Raw genomic sequence first — 16,127 nt, 5'->3', positions numbered from 1 at the left:
ATTGAGAAGCGCTATCAGCCTTGGGGTTGAGTGACACACTTTGTTAGGCGCAGAATGGTCGGCCTTGGGGTATGACCTCGTTTGCTAGATAAAGGAAATTCGATGACTCGTCTACGCGCCATCTGTACTGCAGTTGCTCTGGTATGCGCCAGCGGCCAGGTTTTTGCCGATGCTGCCAGCCATGCAGCCAGTGCTGAAACATTCCTGAAGCTGGCACATGCCGACAAGCTGGGAACGCCGGTCTACATGCAAGTGCAGCAAATGTTCGCTCAACGTTTTGAGCAAACCAAAGCCCCTGCAGCCAAGAAAGCCGTATTGGAAACTTACCAGGCCAAAGCCAACACCGCTCTGGACCAAGCCATTGGCTGGGACAAGCTGAAGCCGGACATGGTCAAGCTGTACACCACTAACTTCAGTGAATCCGAACTTAAGGATCTGGTTGCTTTCTACCAGTCTCCATTGGGCAAGAAAGTTCTGGAAAAGATGCCGCAACTGACTCAGCAATCGGCCCAGATGACTCAGTCCAAGCTGGAAAGTGCAGTGCCCGTCGTCAACAAATTGTTGGCTGACATGACCGCCGAGCTGGAGCCAAAAGCGGCCCCGGCCAAAAAGAAGTAAGCGGAGCCTGAATGAGCATGCAACAACGTATTGAATCGACGCTGAACGCGTTGCAGCCCGAGCATTTGAACGTGCTGGACGAAAGCCACATGCACAGTCGCGGGCTTGAAACGCATTTTAAGGCCGTGGTGGTCAGCGAGCTGTTTACCGGGCTCAATAGCGTCAAGCGTCACCAAAAGGTTTACGCCACTCTGGGTGACTTGATGGGCGAATTTCATGCGTTGGCCTTGCACACGTACACGCCTGAAGAATGGGCGAAAATCGGCACGGCCCCGGCATCGCCGACCTGTGCCGGCGGTGGGCACTAAGTCGTCTTTTTGCTAGAATCCGCACGCGCCGCTTCAGGGTCTGTTGGCGCTTGATTGAGAGCGCGACAAAATCTCACGTGGTGCAGGGCAAGGCGCGAGCAGCGTAGTTTGGTTGTTCCAAATAAGCTGCGAGCAACGTAGCTCTGCGCCACGTGAGGTTTTGTCCCTTCGGGTCGTGTGTCAAATTTTGCCAGGCTGCGTTGCAGATTTTGAGAAGGGAACAACCATTCTCTACACCCTGCGTCTTGCCTGGCAAAATTTGACCCAGCGACGCGGCTCCCAATGAAGCGCCAACAGACCCTGATTGGCGCGTTTTTTTTGCATCCGGTTTGCCCTTTACGAGGGTAGCCACCTGGAGAGATTCACAATGACTGCATCAATTGTTGTAGCGGCGCTGTATAAATTCGTCACCCTCGAAGATTACGTCGAACTGCGCGAACCCTTGCTCAAGGCAATGGTTGATAACGGCATCAAGGGCACCTTGCTGATAGCCGAAGAAGGCATCAACGGCACGGTTTCCGGTAGCCGTGAAGGCATTGACGGGCTGATGGCCTGGCTCAAGAACGATCCGCGGATGGTCGATATTGACCACAAGGAATCCTACTGCGAAGACCAGCCGTTCTATCGGACCAAGGTCAAGCTGAAGAAAGAAATCGTGACCCTCGGCGTTGAAGGCGTAGACCCGAACAAAAAAGTCGGAACCTATGTCGACCCCGAGAACTGGAACGCGTTGATCAGCGATCCAGAAGTCTTGTTGATTGATACCCGTAACGACTACGAAGTCTCGATTGGCACGTTTGAAGGTGCCATCGATCCGAAAACCACCAGTTTTCGCGAATTTCCAGACTACATCAAAGCCAATTTCGATCCGGCCAAGCACAAGAAAGTTGCCATGTTCTGCACCGGTGGCATTCGTTGTGAAAAAGCCTCGAGCTACATGCTCAGCCAGGGTTTTGACGAGGTCTATCACCTTAAAGGGGGGATTCTGAAGTACCTCGAAGAGGTGCCGCAGGAAGAAACCAAGTGGCAAGGTGACTGCTTCGTGTTTGATAACCGTGTGACGGTGCGCCACGACCTCACCGAAGGCGAGTACGATCAGTGCCACGCCTGCCGCACGCCGATCAGCGTTGCAGAACGTGAGTCCGAGCACTACCAGGCCGGCATCAGCTGCCCGCATTGCTGGGACACGTTGAGCGAAAAAACCCGTCGCAGCGCCATTGATCGTCAAAAGCAGATTGAACTGGCCAAGGCCCGCAATCAGCCGCACCCGATCGGTCACAACTATCGTAAACCGGCTGAGGCCTGACCATGTCTGCGCGCTTGCTCTATGTGATGGACCCAATGTGTTCATGGTGCTGGGGTTTTTCCCCGGTCGCCGAAGCGTTGGTTGAGCAAGCGCAAGCCCAGGGTGTGAAGCTGCACGTGGTCGTGGGTGGTTTGCGCACGGGCGGCGCGGCCCTGGAACCGGCCAAGCGTCGCTATATTCTGGAGCACTGGCAGGCCGTCAATGAAGCCACCGGGCAACCCTTCACCCTTGAGGGTGCATTGCCCGAAGGGTTCATTTACGACACCGAACCCGCTTGCCGAGCGCTGGTAGCAGCCCGCAGCCTGGCGCCAGACTGTGCCTGGAAACTGGTAAAACTGATCCAGCAGGCTTTTTATGTGCAAGGGCGTGACGTCACCCAGGCCAGTGTGCTGGTCGAGTTGGCAGAAACCGCCGGCCTGCCGCGTATCGAGTTTGCCGCAGCCTTTGACAGTGCCGAGCAACACGCTGCCACCGCAGCCGACATTGCTTGGGTGCAAGGTTTGGGAATAGCCGGATTTCCCACTTTGCTGGCCGAGCGTAATGGCCAGCTTGCTTTATTGACCAACGGCTATCAGCCGCTTGAACCCCTTGCAGATTTGCTCGGCCGCTGGTTAGAGCGTGCTGCGAGTGTCTGATACCAAAGATCTGCCTCAGGCTACCGCTGTACCGGATCGGCTGACATGGGGTGAAATCAGGCGTCTGGCCCTGCGCAATAAAAAAGCCTTATGGATTGCCAATGGCGTGGCGGTGCTGGCTACGCTATGCAGCGTGCCGATCCCTTTGCTGCTCCCTCTTCTGGTTGACGAAGTGTTGCTGGGTAATGGTGATGCAGCGCTCAAGGTGATGAATCACGCGCTGCCCTCTGCGTGGCAAACCTCGGTCGGTTATATCGGTCTGATGCTGGTCGTGACGCTGTTGCTGCGCAGCGGCGCATTGTTGTTTAACGTGCTGCAAGCCCGACTGTTTTCAAGGCTCGCCAAAGACATTGTATTGCGCATCCGTCTAAGTCTGATCGAGCGCTTAAAGCGTATTTCGCTGGCTGAGTATGAAAGTTTGGGCAGCGGTACGGTCACCACGCATTTGGTCACCGACCTCGACACCTTGGACAAATTTGTCGGGGAAACGTTAAGCCGCTTTTTGGTGGCCATGCTCACGCTTGTGGGGACCTCAGCGATTCTGGTGTGGATGCACTGGCAGCTGGCGCTGGTCATTCTGCTGTTCAATCCGTTGGTCATTTTTGCCACGGTTCAGTTGGGTAAGCGGGTCAAACACCTTAAAAAACTTGAAAACGACAGCACGGCACGCTTTACCCAAGCCTTGACTGAAACCCTGGACGCCATTCAGGAGGTACGGGCGGGTAATCGACAGGGCTTCTTTTTGGGGCGCTTGGGTCACCGAGCCAAAGAAGTGCGCGATTTTGCCGTCGCCTCGCAATGGAAAAGCGACGCTTCAAACCGCGCCAGCGGTTTGTTATTTCAGTTTGGTATCGATATTTTTCGTGCGGCTGCAATGCTCACGGTACTGTTCTCTGACCTGTCGATTGGTCAGATGCTCGCCGTGTTCAGTTACCTGTGGTTCATGATTGGGCCCGTCGAGCAGTTGCTAAATCTGCAATATGCGTTTTACGCGGCGGGGGGAGCCATTACGCGCATTAACCAGTTATTGGCGCGTGCGGATGAGCCGCAGTACCCCGGCGGCAAAAACCCGTTTGCCGGTCGCGAGACGGTGTCCATTGAAGTGCGTGACCTGAGTTTCAGCTATGGCGAAGAGCGCGTGCTGGATCATTTGAACCTGACCATCGCGCCGGGTGAAAAGGTCGCCATAGTGGGGACCAGCGGAGGGGGTAAAAGCACCTTGGTGCAATTGCTGCTCGGGCTGTATACGCCACAGTCTGGCAGTATTCTTTTCGCCGGAGAAAGCCAGTCAGCCATTGGCCTTGAAACCATCCGCGAGCATGTCGCGGTTGTCCTGCAACACCCTGCGCTATTCAATGATACGGTGCGCGCTAACCTGACCATGGGCCGCGAGAGAACCGATGAGGCTTGTTGGCGGGCACTGGAGATCGCCCAGCTCGATGGCACCATATTGAACTTGCCTCAGGGACTCGACAGCATCGTGGGGCGCTCGGGCGTGCGCCTCTCTGGTGGTCAACGCCAACGTCTGGCGATTGCCAGAATGGTACTGGCCGAACCCAAGGTGGTGATTCTTGATGAGGCGACCAGTGCGCTGGATGCTGCAACGGAATACAACCTGCATCACGCTTTGGGAAAATTCTTGAGTGCGCGCACAACTTTGATCATTGCTCACCGCTTATCTGCGGTAAAACAGGCTGACCGAGTGCTGGTATTTGACGGTGGTCGTATCGCTGAAGACGGTGATCATCAACAGTTGATTGCCGAAGGAGGCCTTTACGCCAAGCTATATGGGCATTTGCAGCAAAGCTGATGGGTGTATAAGGGTGTTGTTATAAATGGCAGAGTTCTCCTCATAAATGTCAGAAATAAGCCTAGTCTCAATCCTGCTGAGGCTTTTTCTCTGGTTTTCATTTTGATCTGAAGTATAGGGAACTCATGAAGCAGAAACGTGCTGTCGGTACGCCGCGCTTATTGGGAATTGTGTGGCCCTTTATTGCGGTCGTACTGTTTCAGGCGCTGTTGGGTTGTATGAGCCTCTATATGCTCTCTGCGGTGAGAGGCTATGTTGCAGGTGAAAGCCTGTGGAGCAAGGGTCAGAAAGACGCGATCTACTACCTCAACTTATATGCGGACAGCCGTGATCCGGCCATTTACGAAAAATACAAGCAAGCCCTTCAAGTGCCGGAAGGCGGACACCGTTTACGCGTTGCTCTTGACCAATCTCCGCCAGACTTGCAAGCAGCTCGTGAAGGTATTTTGCAGGGAGGTAACAACCCGAACGATGTATCGAGCATCATTTGGCTTTATCGTTATTTTCGTAACTTCAGCTACCTGAACACGGCCATTGAGAAGTGGACAGTGGGGGATGATCATCTCATTCGCCTCAATGACCTGGCCCAGGAGATGCATAGACTCATCAATAACCAGCAAGTCAGCAATGATGACGTCAAGCGCTGGAAGTCCGAGATTTACGCGATCAATGAAAGTGTGACACCGGCGGCAAAAGCATTTAGTGATGCGCTGGGTGAAGGTTCGCGCTTTATTTTGCAATTGTTGGTGTTTATCAATCTGACGACCGCACTGGGTTTGATCATTCTGGCCTTGTTGCGCACTCACAAGATTCTTGCCCAAAGCCGTGAATTTGCTGAAGCGCTGCAAGTGGAAAAAGAGCGTGTACAGGTCACGCTTGAGTCCATAGGTGATGGCGTTATCAGTACAGATGTGAACGGCTCGATCGTTTACATGAACCCGGCCGCCGAACAACTCACCCATTGGAAGTCCGAACAGGCGCGGGGTGTTCCTCTGGCGGCATTGTTCAAGTTACTCGATGAGCATGCGCTGGATGACGGTTTCAAGCTGATAGATCAAATTCTCAGCGGACAGTTGGGCAATAGCAGTGAGCATTCCAAGCTGATCCAGCGCATGGACGGCACTACGGTGTCAGCAACGCTGGTGGGCGCGCCGATACTTCATGCAGGCACCGTCATTGGGGCCGTGCTGGTGTTGCATGACATGACTCGGGAGCGCCAATTCATTGACAATCTGTCCTGGCAGGCCACCCACGATGCGTTGACCGGATTAGCCAACCGCCGTGAGTTTGAATATCGCCTGGACCTGATCCTGCAAAATCTGTCTCGTCAGCAAGGCAGGCATGCGCTGATGTTTCTGGATCTGGATCAATTCAAGTTGGTTAATGACACATGCGGTCATGCAGCCGGTGATGAACTGCTGCGCCATATTTGTGCGTTATTGCAGTCAGGTTTGCGCGAAGGGGATACGCTGGCTCGCCTTGGCGGAGATGAGTTCGGCATTCTGCTGGAGAATTGCCCTGCGGATGCTGCTGAAAAGATTGCAGAAGGCTTGCGCCAGACGGTTCAAAGTTTGCACTTCGCTTGGAAGGGTCGCCCGTTTTTGAACACGATCAGCATCGGTCTAGTTCATATCCATCAGGCCCCGGCGACGTTGGAAACTTCCATGCGGGCCGCCGATATGGCGTGTTACATGGCAAAAGAGAAAGGTCGAAACAGGGTGCAGGTTTACCATGCCGATGATTCGGAGCTGTCTTTGCGCTTTGGTGAGATGGCCTGGGTGCAACGCTTGCATGTGGCATTGGAAGAAAATCAGTTTTGCCTGTATTCGCAAGAAATCGCTCTGCTCAATCATGAACATGAGGACTCAGGGCATATTGAAATCCTCTTGCGATTGCGCGATGAAAAAGGCGGCATGATCATGCCTGACAGTTTCATTCCGGCGGCAGAACGTTATGGGTTGATGACATCAATTGATCGATGGGTAGTCGAAAACGTCTTCAAGACTATTTCCACTTGCACGACACTCAACCCGGATCAGCCCATGGTCATGTGCGCGATCAACTTGTCGGGCACCACCATTGGGGATGAGGATTTTCTGGCGTTCCTGCACGAGCAGTTCGAATGTTATGGGGTTGCTCCCGAGCGCATTTGTTTTGAAATTACTGAAACCAGTGCAATTGCCAATCTAGGCAGTGCTATCCGCTTTATTAATGAGTTAAAAGGGTTGGGCTGTCACTTCTCGCTGGATGATTTCTGTGCGGGTATGTCTTCTTTTGCTTATTTAAAGCATTTGCCGGTCGACTTTTTGAAAATAGACGGCAGTTTCGTCCGGGACATGCTGGACGACCCCATTAATCGGGCGATGGTTGAGGTGATTAACCACATCGGGCATGTTATGGGTAAACGGACTATTGCCGAATTTGTCGAAAACCCGCAAATTGAGCAAGCTTTGGCCGAGATCGGTGTCGATTATGCTCAAGGCTACAACGTTGAGCGTCCGCGCGTGTTTACCTGCGACAGCTTGCGCTGTCGGCCCAAGCGCCCACAGGCTTTTGCTTTGAAGTCACCGGGCACCTTACGTTAAGTGCTGCCCTGTTTTGCAAATCACCTCTCAGAAGGAACCCGATAGTGATCGATGCATACGAAAGAACTGGGCCTCTCATGGAAGCAACCAGCTACCCGCAATGGGCCCAACAGCTGATCCGTGATTGCTTTGAAAGCAAGCGCCGGGTTGTTGAGCACGAAATTTTTCAGCGAATGCGTGACAACACGCTTAGCCCGAAGACCATGCGTATGTATCTGATTGGGGGCTGGCCAGTCGTTGAGCAGTTTTCGTTGTATATGGGGCATAACCTGGGCAAAACCCGGTATGGACGTCATCGCGGCGAGGACATGGCTCGACGCTGGTTGATTCGCAACATTCGTGTCGAGCTCAACCATGCTGATTATTGGGTGCATTGGGCAAAGGCGCATGGTGTAAGCGTTGAGGACATGAACGCACAAGACATCCCGGCTGAATTCCAGGCCTTGAACGATTGGTGCTGGCATAGCTGTGCAACAGATTCGTTGGCTGTTGCCATGGCGGCAACCAACTATGCGATCGAAGGCGCGGTGGGTGAATGGGCTGCGGTGGTGTGTTCTAAAGATGTTTACGAAGAGTCATTCCCTCAAGAAGGGCGTAAACGCACCATGAAGTGGCTGAAGATGCATGCTCAATATGATGATGAGCATCCATGGGAAGCGCTTGAAATTATTTGTACGCTGGCGGGGATGAATCCCAGCGAAGCGCTGCAGACCGAACTGCGCAAAGCCATCTGCAAGAGCTATGACTACAAGTACCTCTTCTTGCAGAGCTGCTTGGAGTTCGAAAAAAAGCAGGTTGTCCGTGAGGCGCATCTGTTAGAGGAAGCCTGACAGGTCCACGAATAGCGTTTTTGTATTAAAAAAAACCGCAGGTTGCTTCATTCGCAACCTGCGGTTTTTGTTTTGGTTGCGGTTATTGTGCGTCGAATGCTTGACCGTTGATTCCAGTACTGTCCGGGCCCATCAGATACAGATAAACCGGCATGATCTGGTGCGGCTCAGGGTTGTTTTGCGGATTTTCCCCAGGGTAAGCCAAGGCCCGCATGCTGGTCCGGGTAGCGCCAGGGTTGATGCTGTTGGAGCGTACCGGGGCGATAGAGTCGACTTCGTCCGCCAGTGTTTGCATCAACCCTTCGGTGGCAAATTTCGAGACACCATAAGCACCCCAGTACGCGCGGCCTTTGCGACCCACGCTGCTGGAGGTAAATATCACAGAGGCATCCTGAGACAGTTTAAGCAGTGGCAGCAGGGTGCTGGTGAGCATAAACGTGGCATTGACGTTCACCTGCATCACGCGCATGAAGTGCTCGCCAGACAGTTGCTCCAGTGGCGTGCGTGGGCCAATGATGGAAGCATTGTGCAGCAGCCCGTCCAGGTGGCCGAACTCACGCTCGATCATTGCCGCCAACTCGTCGTATTGGTGGGGCTGTGCAGTTTCCAGATTGAACGGGATGACAGCCGGTTGTGGGTGGCCAGCGGCTTCTATTTCATCGTAGACCTCAGTCAGATTGGCCTCGGTTTTACCCAGCAGCAACACGGTTGCACCGTGGGCTGCGTAGGTTTTAGCAGCGGCAGCACCAATGCCGCGGCCTGCACCGGTAACCAGAATGACCCGACCCTGAAGCAAGTTAGGGCGTGCGCAATAATCAAACATAAAGACCCTCGGCAGAAAACAGGAGTGGCGCGCTGCTTAACAACTGCATACGGCGTTATCCAGCACTTTGCGCAACTCGCTCGGGTGATCGACCACTACATCGGCGCCCCAATGACTCGGGTTGTCGTCCGGATGGATATAGCCAAAACGTACGGCAGCCGTTTTTGTGCCTGCATCGCGACCGGACTCAATGTCGCGCAGGTCGTCCCCCACAAACAAGACGCTGGCCGGATCAAGGTCGAGCATTTTGCAGGCGAGGATCATGGGCTCGGGATCAGGTTTGCTGTGCGTGACATGATCCGGGCAGATAAGCACGGCTGAGCGCTGTGCCAGCCCCAGGCGCTCCATGATTGGCTGAGCAAAGCGCAACGGTTTGTTCGTAACCACGCCCCATACCAGATGCGCTTTTTCGATATCTGCCAATAACTCTTCCATGCCATCAAACAGCTTGGTGTGAACGGCACAGTCGCGCTGATAACGTTCCAGAAACTCCAGGCGCAGCTCTTCAAAACCCGGCGCCTGCGGGTCCATGCTGAAAGTGACTGCAACCATGGCGCGAGCGCCGCCAGAAATTTCATCGCGGATCAGTTTATCGGCAATCGGCGGCAGGCCGCGCTCGGCGCGCATGGCCTGACAGATAGCGATAAAGTCTGGCGCGGTGTCGAGCAGGGTGCCGTCCATGTCAAAAAGAACTGCTCTTAAACGCATGTATTACTCCTCTCGCAGGGTTTGAATCATGTAATTGACATCAACGTCGGCGCCCAGCTTGTAGTGCTTGGTCAGCGGGTTGTAGGTCAGGCCGATGATGTCTTTGACACTGAGGCCAGCCTGGCGGCTCCATGCGCCCAGCTCGGAAGGACGAATGAATTTTTTGAAGTCGTGAGTTCCGCGCGGAATCAACTTCATGATGTATTCGGCGCCGATAATCGCGAACAGGTAAGACTTGGGGTTGCGATTGATGGTCGAGAAAAATACTTGGCCGCCCGGTTTGACCATGCGGTAACAGGCGCGAATCACTGATGCTGGGTCAGGAACGTGTTCGAGCATCTCAAGGCAGGTGACAACGTCAAACTGTTCTGGCATTTCTTCTGCCAGCGCTTCGGCCGTGATCTGGCGGTAGTCAACATTTACGCCGGATTCGAGTTGATGCAGTCGTGCCACCGCCAGCGGGGCTTCGCCCATGTCGATACCCATCACGGTGGCGCCGCGTTGAGCCATCGACTCGCTCAGAATGCCGCCGCCACAGCCCACGTCCAGCACTTTCTTGCCGGCCAGTTGCACGCGCTCGTCAATCCAGTTAACGCGCAGCGGGTTGATGTCGTGCAGTGGCTTGAACTCGCTTTCGCGATCCCACCAGCGATAGGCAAGCGCCTCAAATTTGGCGATCTCGGCGTGGTCGACGTTGCTCATGGGTAAATCCTCAAAAACTAAAAAAACAGGCAGTGCTTGTGGTGCGTAGCCCAAACACTCAATCAGTGAGTATGGCTGGTTATGCGCTCACCCCAAGTCTTGGCGGTTGCGCAGAGCTGTTGCTCGTCCATTCGGGTGAGTTTGCCATCATTTACCAGGTGTTTGCCTGCGACCCACAGATGTTTCACGCAGTCACGGCCAGTGGCGTAGATCAATTGTGACACAGGGTCGTACACCGGCTGTTGAGCAAGGCCACTTAAGTCGAATGCGACCAGGTCTGCCGCCTTGCCCAGCTCGATTGAGCCGATTTCACTTTCAAGGCCCAGTGCGCGCGCTCCGTTGAGAGTGGCCATGCGCAGCGCCCGGTGCGCATCCAGAGCTGTGGCGGAGTTGGCGACAGCTTTGGCAAGCAGCGCTGCGGTGCGGGTTTCGCCCAGCAGGTCGAGATCGTTGTTGCTCGCCGCACCGTCGGTGCCGACGGCAACATTGATCCCCGCCAGCCACAGGCGCTCAACCGGGCAAAAGCCGCTGGCCAACTTCAGGTTGGACTCGGGGCAATGAATCACGCTGGCATTGTTTTCTACCATCAGGCCCACGTCCTCATCGTTGATTTGAGTCATGTGTACTGCCTGGAAGCGTGGCCCAAGCAAGCCCAGCCGGGCGAGGCGTGCAACCGGACGTTCGCCGTAAACCTCAATGGACTGCTGAACTTCGAAAGCGGTTTCGTGCACGTGCATTTGAATCGTCGCATCGAGCTCATCGGCAATCACCCGGACTTTTTCCAGGTTTTCATCACTTACGGTATAGGGGGCGTGCGGGCCAAAGGCGATCTTGATACGCGGGTGGTACTTCAAGTCACCAAAGAGTTCGATTGCCTGACGCAGGGATTCATCAGCAGAGCTGGATCCGGGAACCGGAAAATCGAGGATGGGGATGGCGATTTGTGCGCGTATGCCGCTGTTATGGACGCGTTCGGTGGCGGTTTTGGGGTAGAAGTACATGTCGCTGAAACAGCTAATGCCGCCCTTGAGCTGCTCTGCAATGGCCAGATCGGTGCCGTCGCGCACGAAGTCTTCATCGACCCACATGCCCTCGGCGGGCCAGATGTGGTCTTGCAGCCACGTCATCAGGGGAAGGTCATCGGCCATGCCCCGAAACAGCGTCATTGCGGCATGCCCGTGGGCGTTGATCAGGCCAGGGCTGAGCAGCATGTCGGGCAGTTCGCGGGTTTCGATGGCTGTGTGTTTCAGCGCTTCTTCACGAGGGCCGATAAATACGATGCGTCCGCCTTCAATGCCGACACCGTGATCCTTGAGCACAACTCCGGCGGGTTCAACAGGCACTAACCAGGTGGGCAGCAACAGCAAATCGAAGGAGAGGGGCTGGATAGGCATAAATGCGGCTTCCGGAGCTAAATAAAAAGGAGGCGAAGTATACCCGAGCGTCTGAAAGGCGGGATCGTTATAATCGACGGTTTTGTATCTGGGTAAATAGGGGAAAGCATGCGCGATCGACTGTTGGCGGCAGAAAAAGTTAAGGCCATCGATTGGCGGGGCGAGGCCCTGCATCTGCTGGATCAGCGCATTTTGCCCTTTGAAGAAAACTGGTTGTCATTCACGGATGCTGAAGGTGTGGCCAAGGCCATTCGCGACATGGTCGTGCGTGGCGCGCCGGCCATCGGCATTGCAGCCGCCTACGGGGTTGTATTGGCGGCCCGTGCGCGCAAGGCCGCCGGTGGCGATTGGGTTGCCGCGCTGGAAGCAGACTTCGCGGTGCTGGCTGACTCGCGGCCCACCGCGGTGAACCTGTTTTGGGCGCTGAATCGCATGCGCGATCGACTCAATCGCGTTCAGCACCGTGCCGATGCGCTTCACGTGCTGGAGCGGGAGGCGCTGGCCATTCATGAAAGTGACCGTGAGGCCAATCTGACGATGGCGCAACTGGGCGTCGATGTGATTCGCCGGCACCAAGGCAATGCGCAGACCGTATTGACCCATTGCAATACGGGCGCATTGGCTACCGGTGGTTTTGGCACGGCGTTGGGCGTGATCCGGGGTGCCTGGCTCGAAGGCATGATTGAGCAGGTCTACGCCGACGAAACCCGGCCTTGGTTGCAAGGCTCGCGTCTGACCGCCTGGGAATTGGCCAATGAGGGCATTCCGGTGATCCTCAATGTTGATTCGGCAGCGGCGCACATCATGAAAACCAAGGGTGTGACCTGGGTGATTGTGGGGGCAGACCGCATCACGGCCAACGGCGATGTGGCCAATAAAATTGGTACGTATCAATTGGCCGTGAACGCCATGCATCACGGTGTGCGCTTCATGGTGGTGGCGCCCAGCTCAACGATCGACATGGAGCTGGCCAGTGGCGAGGACATTCCGATTGAAGAGCGTGAAGGCGCTGAGCTGCTGAATGTAGGGGGCAAGCGAGTGGGCGCGGATGTTCAGGCTTTCAACCCTGTGTTCGATGTCACCCCGGCGGATCTGATTGACGTGATCGTGACCGAGAAAGGCATTATTGAACGCCCGGATGCCGCCAAGCTTGCCCAATTGATGTGCCGCAAGCGGCTGCATTAAGGCATCACTCTGTGGTCGCTGCTGCTGCTGGCTGCGTAGGGTTGCATGGCAACCCGCTACGTGAAGATCCTGCTGCCACTTTTGGCAGCCTTCAGCATCGACTGCGGGCTTCAAATCGTCTTCAGAGTCCTCCTGAGGCCTCTCAGGCCTATAAACGGCTGAATTACTACGCTCCATGCGCATCACAGGGATAGGTGTGTGGCGGCGATTGTGATAGCATTCGGCGGTTTCCAGGGTTGCCCGTAAGGGGTGCCCTTAATGCGCAAATCCATGACATAACGTATTGATTTGTCGTAAGTCGCTGTTTGGCACATGGTCAGCAGTGGCGAGCTTCGTTGATCCCGAATGGATGTGGCGAAGTTTCACCCGAAAAAGGAATCAGGCTTCTCATGGGCGAACTGGCCAAAGAAATCCTCCCGGTCAATATCGAAGACGAGCTGAAACAGTCCTACCTCGACTACGCGATGAGCGTAATTGTCGGGCGCGCACTACCTGATGCACGCGATGGCTTGAAGCCCGTGCACCGGCGAGTGCTGTTCGCGATGAGCGAACTGAATAACGACTGGAACAAGCCGTACAAGAAATCTGCCCGTGTGGTCGGTGACGTAATCGGTAAGTATCACCCGCATGGTGATACCGCGGTTTACGACACCATCGTTCGAATGGCTCAGCCATTCTCCCTGCGCTACCTGTTGGTAGACGGTCAAGGCAACTTCGGCTCGGTCGACGGCGATAACGCTGCTGCGATGCGATACACCGAAGTGCGCATGACCAAGTTGGCCCACGAACTGCTGGCCGACTTGCACAAAGAGACCGTGGACTGGGTGCCGAACTACGACGGCACGGAAATGATCCCGGCCGTCATGCCGACGCGCATTCCCAACTTGTTGGTCAATGGTTCCAGCGGTATCGCTGTGGGCATGGCCACCAATATCCCGCCGCATAACCTCGGTGAAGTCATCGATGGTTGCCTGGCGCTGATCGACAACCCGGAGCTGAGCATCGATGAACTGATGCAGTTCATTCCGGGCCCAGACTTCCCGACGGCGGCGATCATCAACGGTCGCGCCGGCATCATCGAAGCCTACCGCACCGGTCGTGGCCGTATTTACATGCGCGCCCGCTCGATGATCGAAGACATCGACAAGGTCGGTGGTCGTCAGCAGATCGTCATCACCGAACTCCCTTACCAGTTGAACAAGGCGCGCTTGATCGAGAAGATCGCCGAGCTGGTTAAAGAGAAGAAGCTCGAAGGTATCACCGAGCTGCGTGACGAGTCCGATAAAGACGGCATGCGTGTTGTGATCGAATTGCGTCGCGGCGAAGTGCCAGAGGTTATTCTCAATAACCTGTACGCTCAGACCCAGCTGCAAGCGGTGTTCGGTATCAACATCGTTGCCCTGATCGACGGTCGTCCGCGCATCCTCAATCTCAAGGATCTGCTTGAAGCATTCGTTCGTCACCGCCGCGAAGTGGTTACGCGTCGTACGGTGTTCGAGCTGCGTAAAGCTCGCGAGCGTGGCCATATCCTTGAAGGTCAGGCGGTTGCCCTGTCCAACATTGATCCGGTTATTGCGTTGATCAAAGCCTCGCCAACCCCGTCTGAAGCCAAGGAAGCGCTGATCAGCACACCTTGGGAATCGACGGCGGTAGTGGCGATGGTTGAGCGGGCTGGTGCTGATTCGTGCCGTCCAGATAACCTTGATCCGCAATACGGTCTGCGCGACGGCAAGTACTTCCTGTCGCCAGAACAGGCTCAAGCCATTCTTGAATTGCGCCTGCACCGTCTGACCGGTCTTGAGCACGAGAAGCTGCTGGCCGAATACCAAGAAATACTGAACCAGATCGGCGAATTGATCCGCATCCTCAGCAGCGCTGTGCGTCTGATGGAAGTGATTCGCGAAGAGCTGGAAGTCATCCGTGCTGAATATGGCGATGTGCGTCGCACTGAAATCCTTGATCATCGTCTCGACCTGACGCTGGGCGACATGATCCCGGAAGAAGAGCGCGTTGTGACGATTTCCCACGGTGGCTACGCCAAGACCCAGCCATTGGCTGCGTATCAGGCACAGCGCCGCGGCGGTAAAGGTAAATCAGCGACTGGCGTCAAGGATGAGGACTACATTGCTCATCTGCTGGTTGCCAACAGTCACACCACGCTGTTGCTGTTCTCCAGCAAAGGCAAGGTGTACTGGCTCAAGACGTATGAGATTCCTGAAGCCTCCCGCGCAGCTCGTGGTCGACCGTTGGTCAACCTGTTGCCGCTGGATGAAGGTGAGTACATCACCACGATGTTGCCAGTCGAGGAATACACCGAAGGTCACTTCATCTTCATGGCAACCGCTAACGGCACCGTGAAGAAGACCCCGCTGGAATCCTTCAGTCGTCAGCGCAGCGTCGGCTTGATCGCGCTGGAACTGGACGAAGGTGATGTGCTGATCAGCGCCGCGATCACGGATGGCGAGCGCGAAGTCATGTTGTTCTCCGACGGTGGCAAGGTAACGCGCTTCAAAGAGTCTGACGTCCGCGCCATGGGCCGTACGGCTCGTGGTGTGCGCGGCATGCGTCTGCCAGAAGGTCAGAAGCTGATTTCGATGCTGATCCCGGAAGAAGGCAGCCAGATCCTCACTGCTTCGGCACGTGGTTATGGCAAGCGCACCTCGATCAGTGAGTTCCCTGAATACAAGCGTGGCGGTCAGGGCGTTATCGCCATGGTCAGCAATGAGCGTAACGGCCGTCTGGTCGGTGCGGTTCAGGTGCAGGACGGCGAAGAAATCATGCTGATTTCCGATCAGGGCACACTCGTTCGTACACGTGTTGACGAAGTGTCGAGCCTGGGTCGTAACACCCAGGGCGTCACCTTGATCAAACTGGCCAGCGATGAAACGTTGGTAGGGCTTGAGCGGGTTCAGGAGCCGTCGGAAGTCGAGGATGAAGAGCTTGAAGGCGAAGGCGAGGGTGGTGCTGAGCTCGAGGTCGAGACCGTGCGCGACGGTCTTGATGATGAGCAGCCGCTAGAGACAGACGCTGACGAAGAGCAGCCGCAGGAATAAGCGGACACACAAGGGGGCGGATGAAGATTCGCCCCCTTGTTGTATGTGCGCAGCGAGCGTGCTGGCGATGACTGACTAACACTCAACATTCATGCTGACTGTTACCGCTATCGCGAGCAGGCTCAATCGCGCACTCGATGATGTGCGCCAACCAATTTATTGCGTGACCC

The 16,127-nt window shown here is 55.4% G+C and carries 13 protein-coding genes; 9 read left to right on the top strand and 4 right to left on the bottom strand.

Features of this window, described 5'->3' with window-relative positions; translation table 11 throughout:
* The first annotated feature begins 102 nt into the window (after positions 1-102).
* The 7 genes from ACI7MX_RS12125 (at position 103) to ACI7MX_RS12095 (ending at position 8,092) form a co-directional block, all read left to right on the top strand.
* On the top strand, positions 103-618 hold the full coding sequence (locus ACI7MX_RS12125) for a DUF2059 domain-containing protein (protein ID WP_153377322.1): 516 nt from the start codon (positions 103-105) through the stop codon (positions 616-618).
* An 11-nt stretch (positions 619-629) separates the two neighbouring features.
* Positions 630-926, top strand: coding sequence for a BolA family protein (locus tag ACI7MX_RS12120; protein WP_405587575.1), 297 nt, complete (start codon positions 630-632; stop codon positions 924-926).
* 367 nt (positions 927-1,293) lie between these two features.
* A complete protein-coding gene (locus tag ACI7MX_RS12115) occupies positions 1,294-2,232 on the top strand; it encodes a rhodanese-related sulfurtransferase (RefSeq protein WP_314488120.1) in 939 nt (312 codons plus the stop codon).
* Positions 2,233-2,234: 2 nt separating this feature from the next.
* Complete coding sequence (locus tag ACI7MX_RS12110) at positions 2,235-2,867, top strand: DsbA family protein (protein WP_405587572.1); 633 nt, start codon at positions 2,235-2,237, stop codon at positions 2,865-2,867.
* A gap of 10 nt (positions 2,868-2,877) precedes the next feature.
* Positions 2,878-4,677 carry an ABC transporter ATP-binding protein gene (locus ACI7MX_RS12105; protein WP_405587962.1) on the top strand — a complete coding sequence of 600 codons (1,800 nt, stop codon included), beginning with the start codon at positions 2,878-2,880 and terminating at the stop codon, positions 4,675-4,677.
* A 125-nt stretch (positions 4,678-4,802) separates the two neighbouring features.
* Complete coding sequence (locus tag ACI7MX_RS12100; RefSeq protein WP_405587569.1) at positions 4,803-7,262, top strand: EAL domain-containing protein; 2,460 nt, start codon at positions 4,803-4,805, stop codon at positions 7,260-7,262.
* Positions 7,263-7,306: 44 nt separating this feature from the next.
* Positions 7,307-8,092, top strand: a complete 786-nt coding sequence (locus tag ACI7MX_RS12095; RefSeq protein WP_314488127.1) for an iron-containing redox enzyme family protein — start codon at positions 7,307-7,309, stop codon at positions 8,090-8,092.
* An 82-nt stretch (positions 8,093-8,174) separates the two neighbouring features.
* Here ACI7MX_RS12095 and ACI7MX_RS12090 read toward each other — a convergent pair whose 3' ends face one another.
* The 4 genes from ACI7MX_RS12090 to ACI7MX_RS12075 all read right to left on the bottom strand — a co-directional run bounded on the left by ACI7MX_RS12090 (position 8,175) and on the right by ACI7MX_RS12075 (position 11,719).
* A complete protein-coding gene (locus ACI7MX_RS12090) occupies positions 8,175-8,915 on the bottom strand; it encodes a YciK family oxidoreductase (protein WP_405587566.1) in 741 nt (246 codons plus the stop codon).
* Positions 8,916-8,951: 36 nt separating this feature from the next.
* Positions 8,952-9,623 carry an N-acetylmuramic acid 6-phosphate phosphatase MupP gene (mupP, locus tag ACI7MX_RS12085; RefSeq protein WP_314488133.1) on the bottom strand — a complete coding sequence of 224 codons (672 nt, stop codon included), beginning with the start codon at positions 9,621-9,623 and terminating at the stop codon, positions 8,952-8,954.
* Positions 9,624-9,626: 3 nt separating this feature from the next.
* Positions 9,627-10,325, bottom strand: coding sequence for a bifunctional 2-polyprenyl-6-hydroxyphenol methylase/3-demethylubiquinol 3-O-methyltransferase UbiG (gene ubiG / locus ACI7MX_RS12080; protein WP_314488136.1), 699 nt, complete (start codon positions 10,323-10,325; stop codon positions 9,627-9,629).
* 62 nt (positions 10,326-10,387) lie between these two features.
* A complete protein-coding gene (locus tag ACI7MX_RS12075) occupies positions 10,388-11,719 on the bottom strand; it encodes a TRZ/ATZ family hydrolase (protein WP_405587561.1) in 1,332 nt (443 codons plus the stop codon).
* 108 nt (positions 11,720-11,827) lie between these two features.
* Between ACI7MX_RS12075 and mtnA the strand changes: the two genes are divergently transcribed.
* Positions 11,828-12,904 (top strand): S-methyl-5-thioribose-1-phosphate isomerase, encoded by a 1,077-nt coding sequence (gene mtnA, locus ACI7MX_RS12070; RefSeq protein ID WP_405587558.1) that lies wholly within the window; start codon positions 11,828-11,830, stop codon positions 12,902-12,904.
* A 389-nt stretch (positions 12,905-13,293) separates the two neighbouring features.
* Positions 13,294-15,957, top strand: coding sequence for a DNA gyrase subunit A (gene gyrA, locus ACI7MX_RS12065; RefSeq protein WP_405587556.1), 2,664 nt, complete (start codon positions 13,294-13,296; stop codon positions 15,955-15,957).
* Positions 15,958-16,127: the final 170 nt, after the last annotated feature.

The sequence above is a fragment of the Pseudomonas sp. 2024-210 genome (assembly GCF_045062345.1).
Classification (GTDB): domain Bacteria; phylum Pseudomonadota; class Gammaproteobacteria; order Pseudomonadales; family Pseudomonadaceae; genus Aquipseudomonas.
Note: the sequence above shows the minus strand (reverse complement) of the source record. Positions and strands in the feature narration are given on the sequence as shown.

Excerpts from the sequence above, each read along its gene's own strand:
- ACI7MX_RS12090 (WP_405587566.1), bottom strand. The coding sequence starts at position 8,915 with ATGTTTGATTATTGCGCACGCCCTAACTTGCTTCAGGGTCGGGTCATT.
- ACI7MX_RS12100 (WP_405587569.1), top strand. The coding sequence starts at position 4,803 with ATGAAGCAGAAACGTGCTGTCGGTACGCCGCGCTTATTGGGAATTGTG.
- mtnA (WP_405587558.1), top strand. The coding sequence starts at position 11,828 with ATGCGCGATCGACTGTTGGCGGCAGAAAAAGTTAAGGCCATCGATTGG.
- ACI7MX_RS12075 (WP_405587561.1), bottom strand. The coding sequence starts at position 11,719 with ATGCCTATCCAGCCCCTCTCCTTCGATTTGCTGTTGCTGCCCACCTGG.
- mupP (WP_314488133.1), bottom strand. The coding sequence starts at position 9,623 with ATGCGTTTAAGAGCAGTTCTTTTTGACATGGACGGCACCCTGCTCGAC.
- gyrA (WP_405587556.1), top strand. The coding sequence starts at position 13,294 with ATGGGCGAACTGGCCAAAGAAATCCTCCCGGTCAATATCGAAGACGAG.
- ACI7MX_RS12110 (WP_405587572.1), top strand. The coding sequence starts at position 2,235 with ATGTCTGCGCGCTTGCTCTATGTGATGGACCCAATGTGTTCATGGTGC.
- ACI7MX_RS12125 (WP_153377322.1), top strand. The coding sequence starts at position 103 with ATGACTCGTCTACGCGCCATCTGTACTGCAGTTGCTCTGGTATGCGCC.
- ACI7MX_RS12115 (WP_314488120.1), top strand. The coding sequence starts at position 1,294 with ATGACTGCATCAATTGTTGTAGCGGCGCTGTATAAATTCGTCACCCTC.
- ubiG (WP_314488136.1), bottom strand. The coding sequence starts at position 10,325 with ATGAGCAACGTCGACCACGCCGAGATCGCCAAATTTGAGGCGCTTGCC.
- ACI7MX_RS12120 (WP_405587575.1), top strand. The coding sequence starts at position 630 with ATGAGCATGCAACAACGTATTGAATCGACGCTGAACGCGTTGCAGCCC.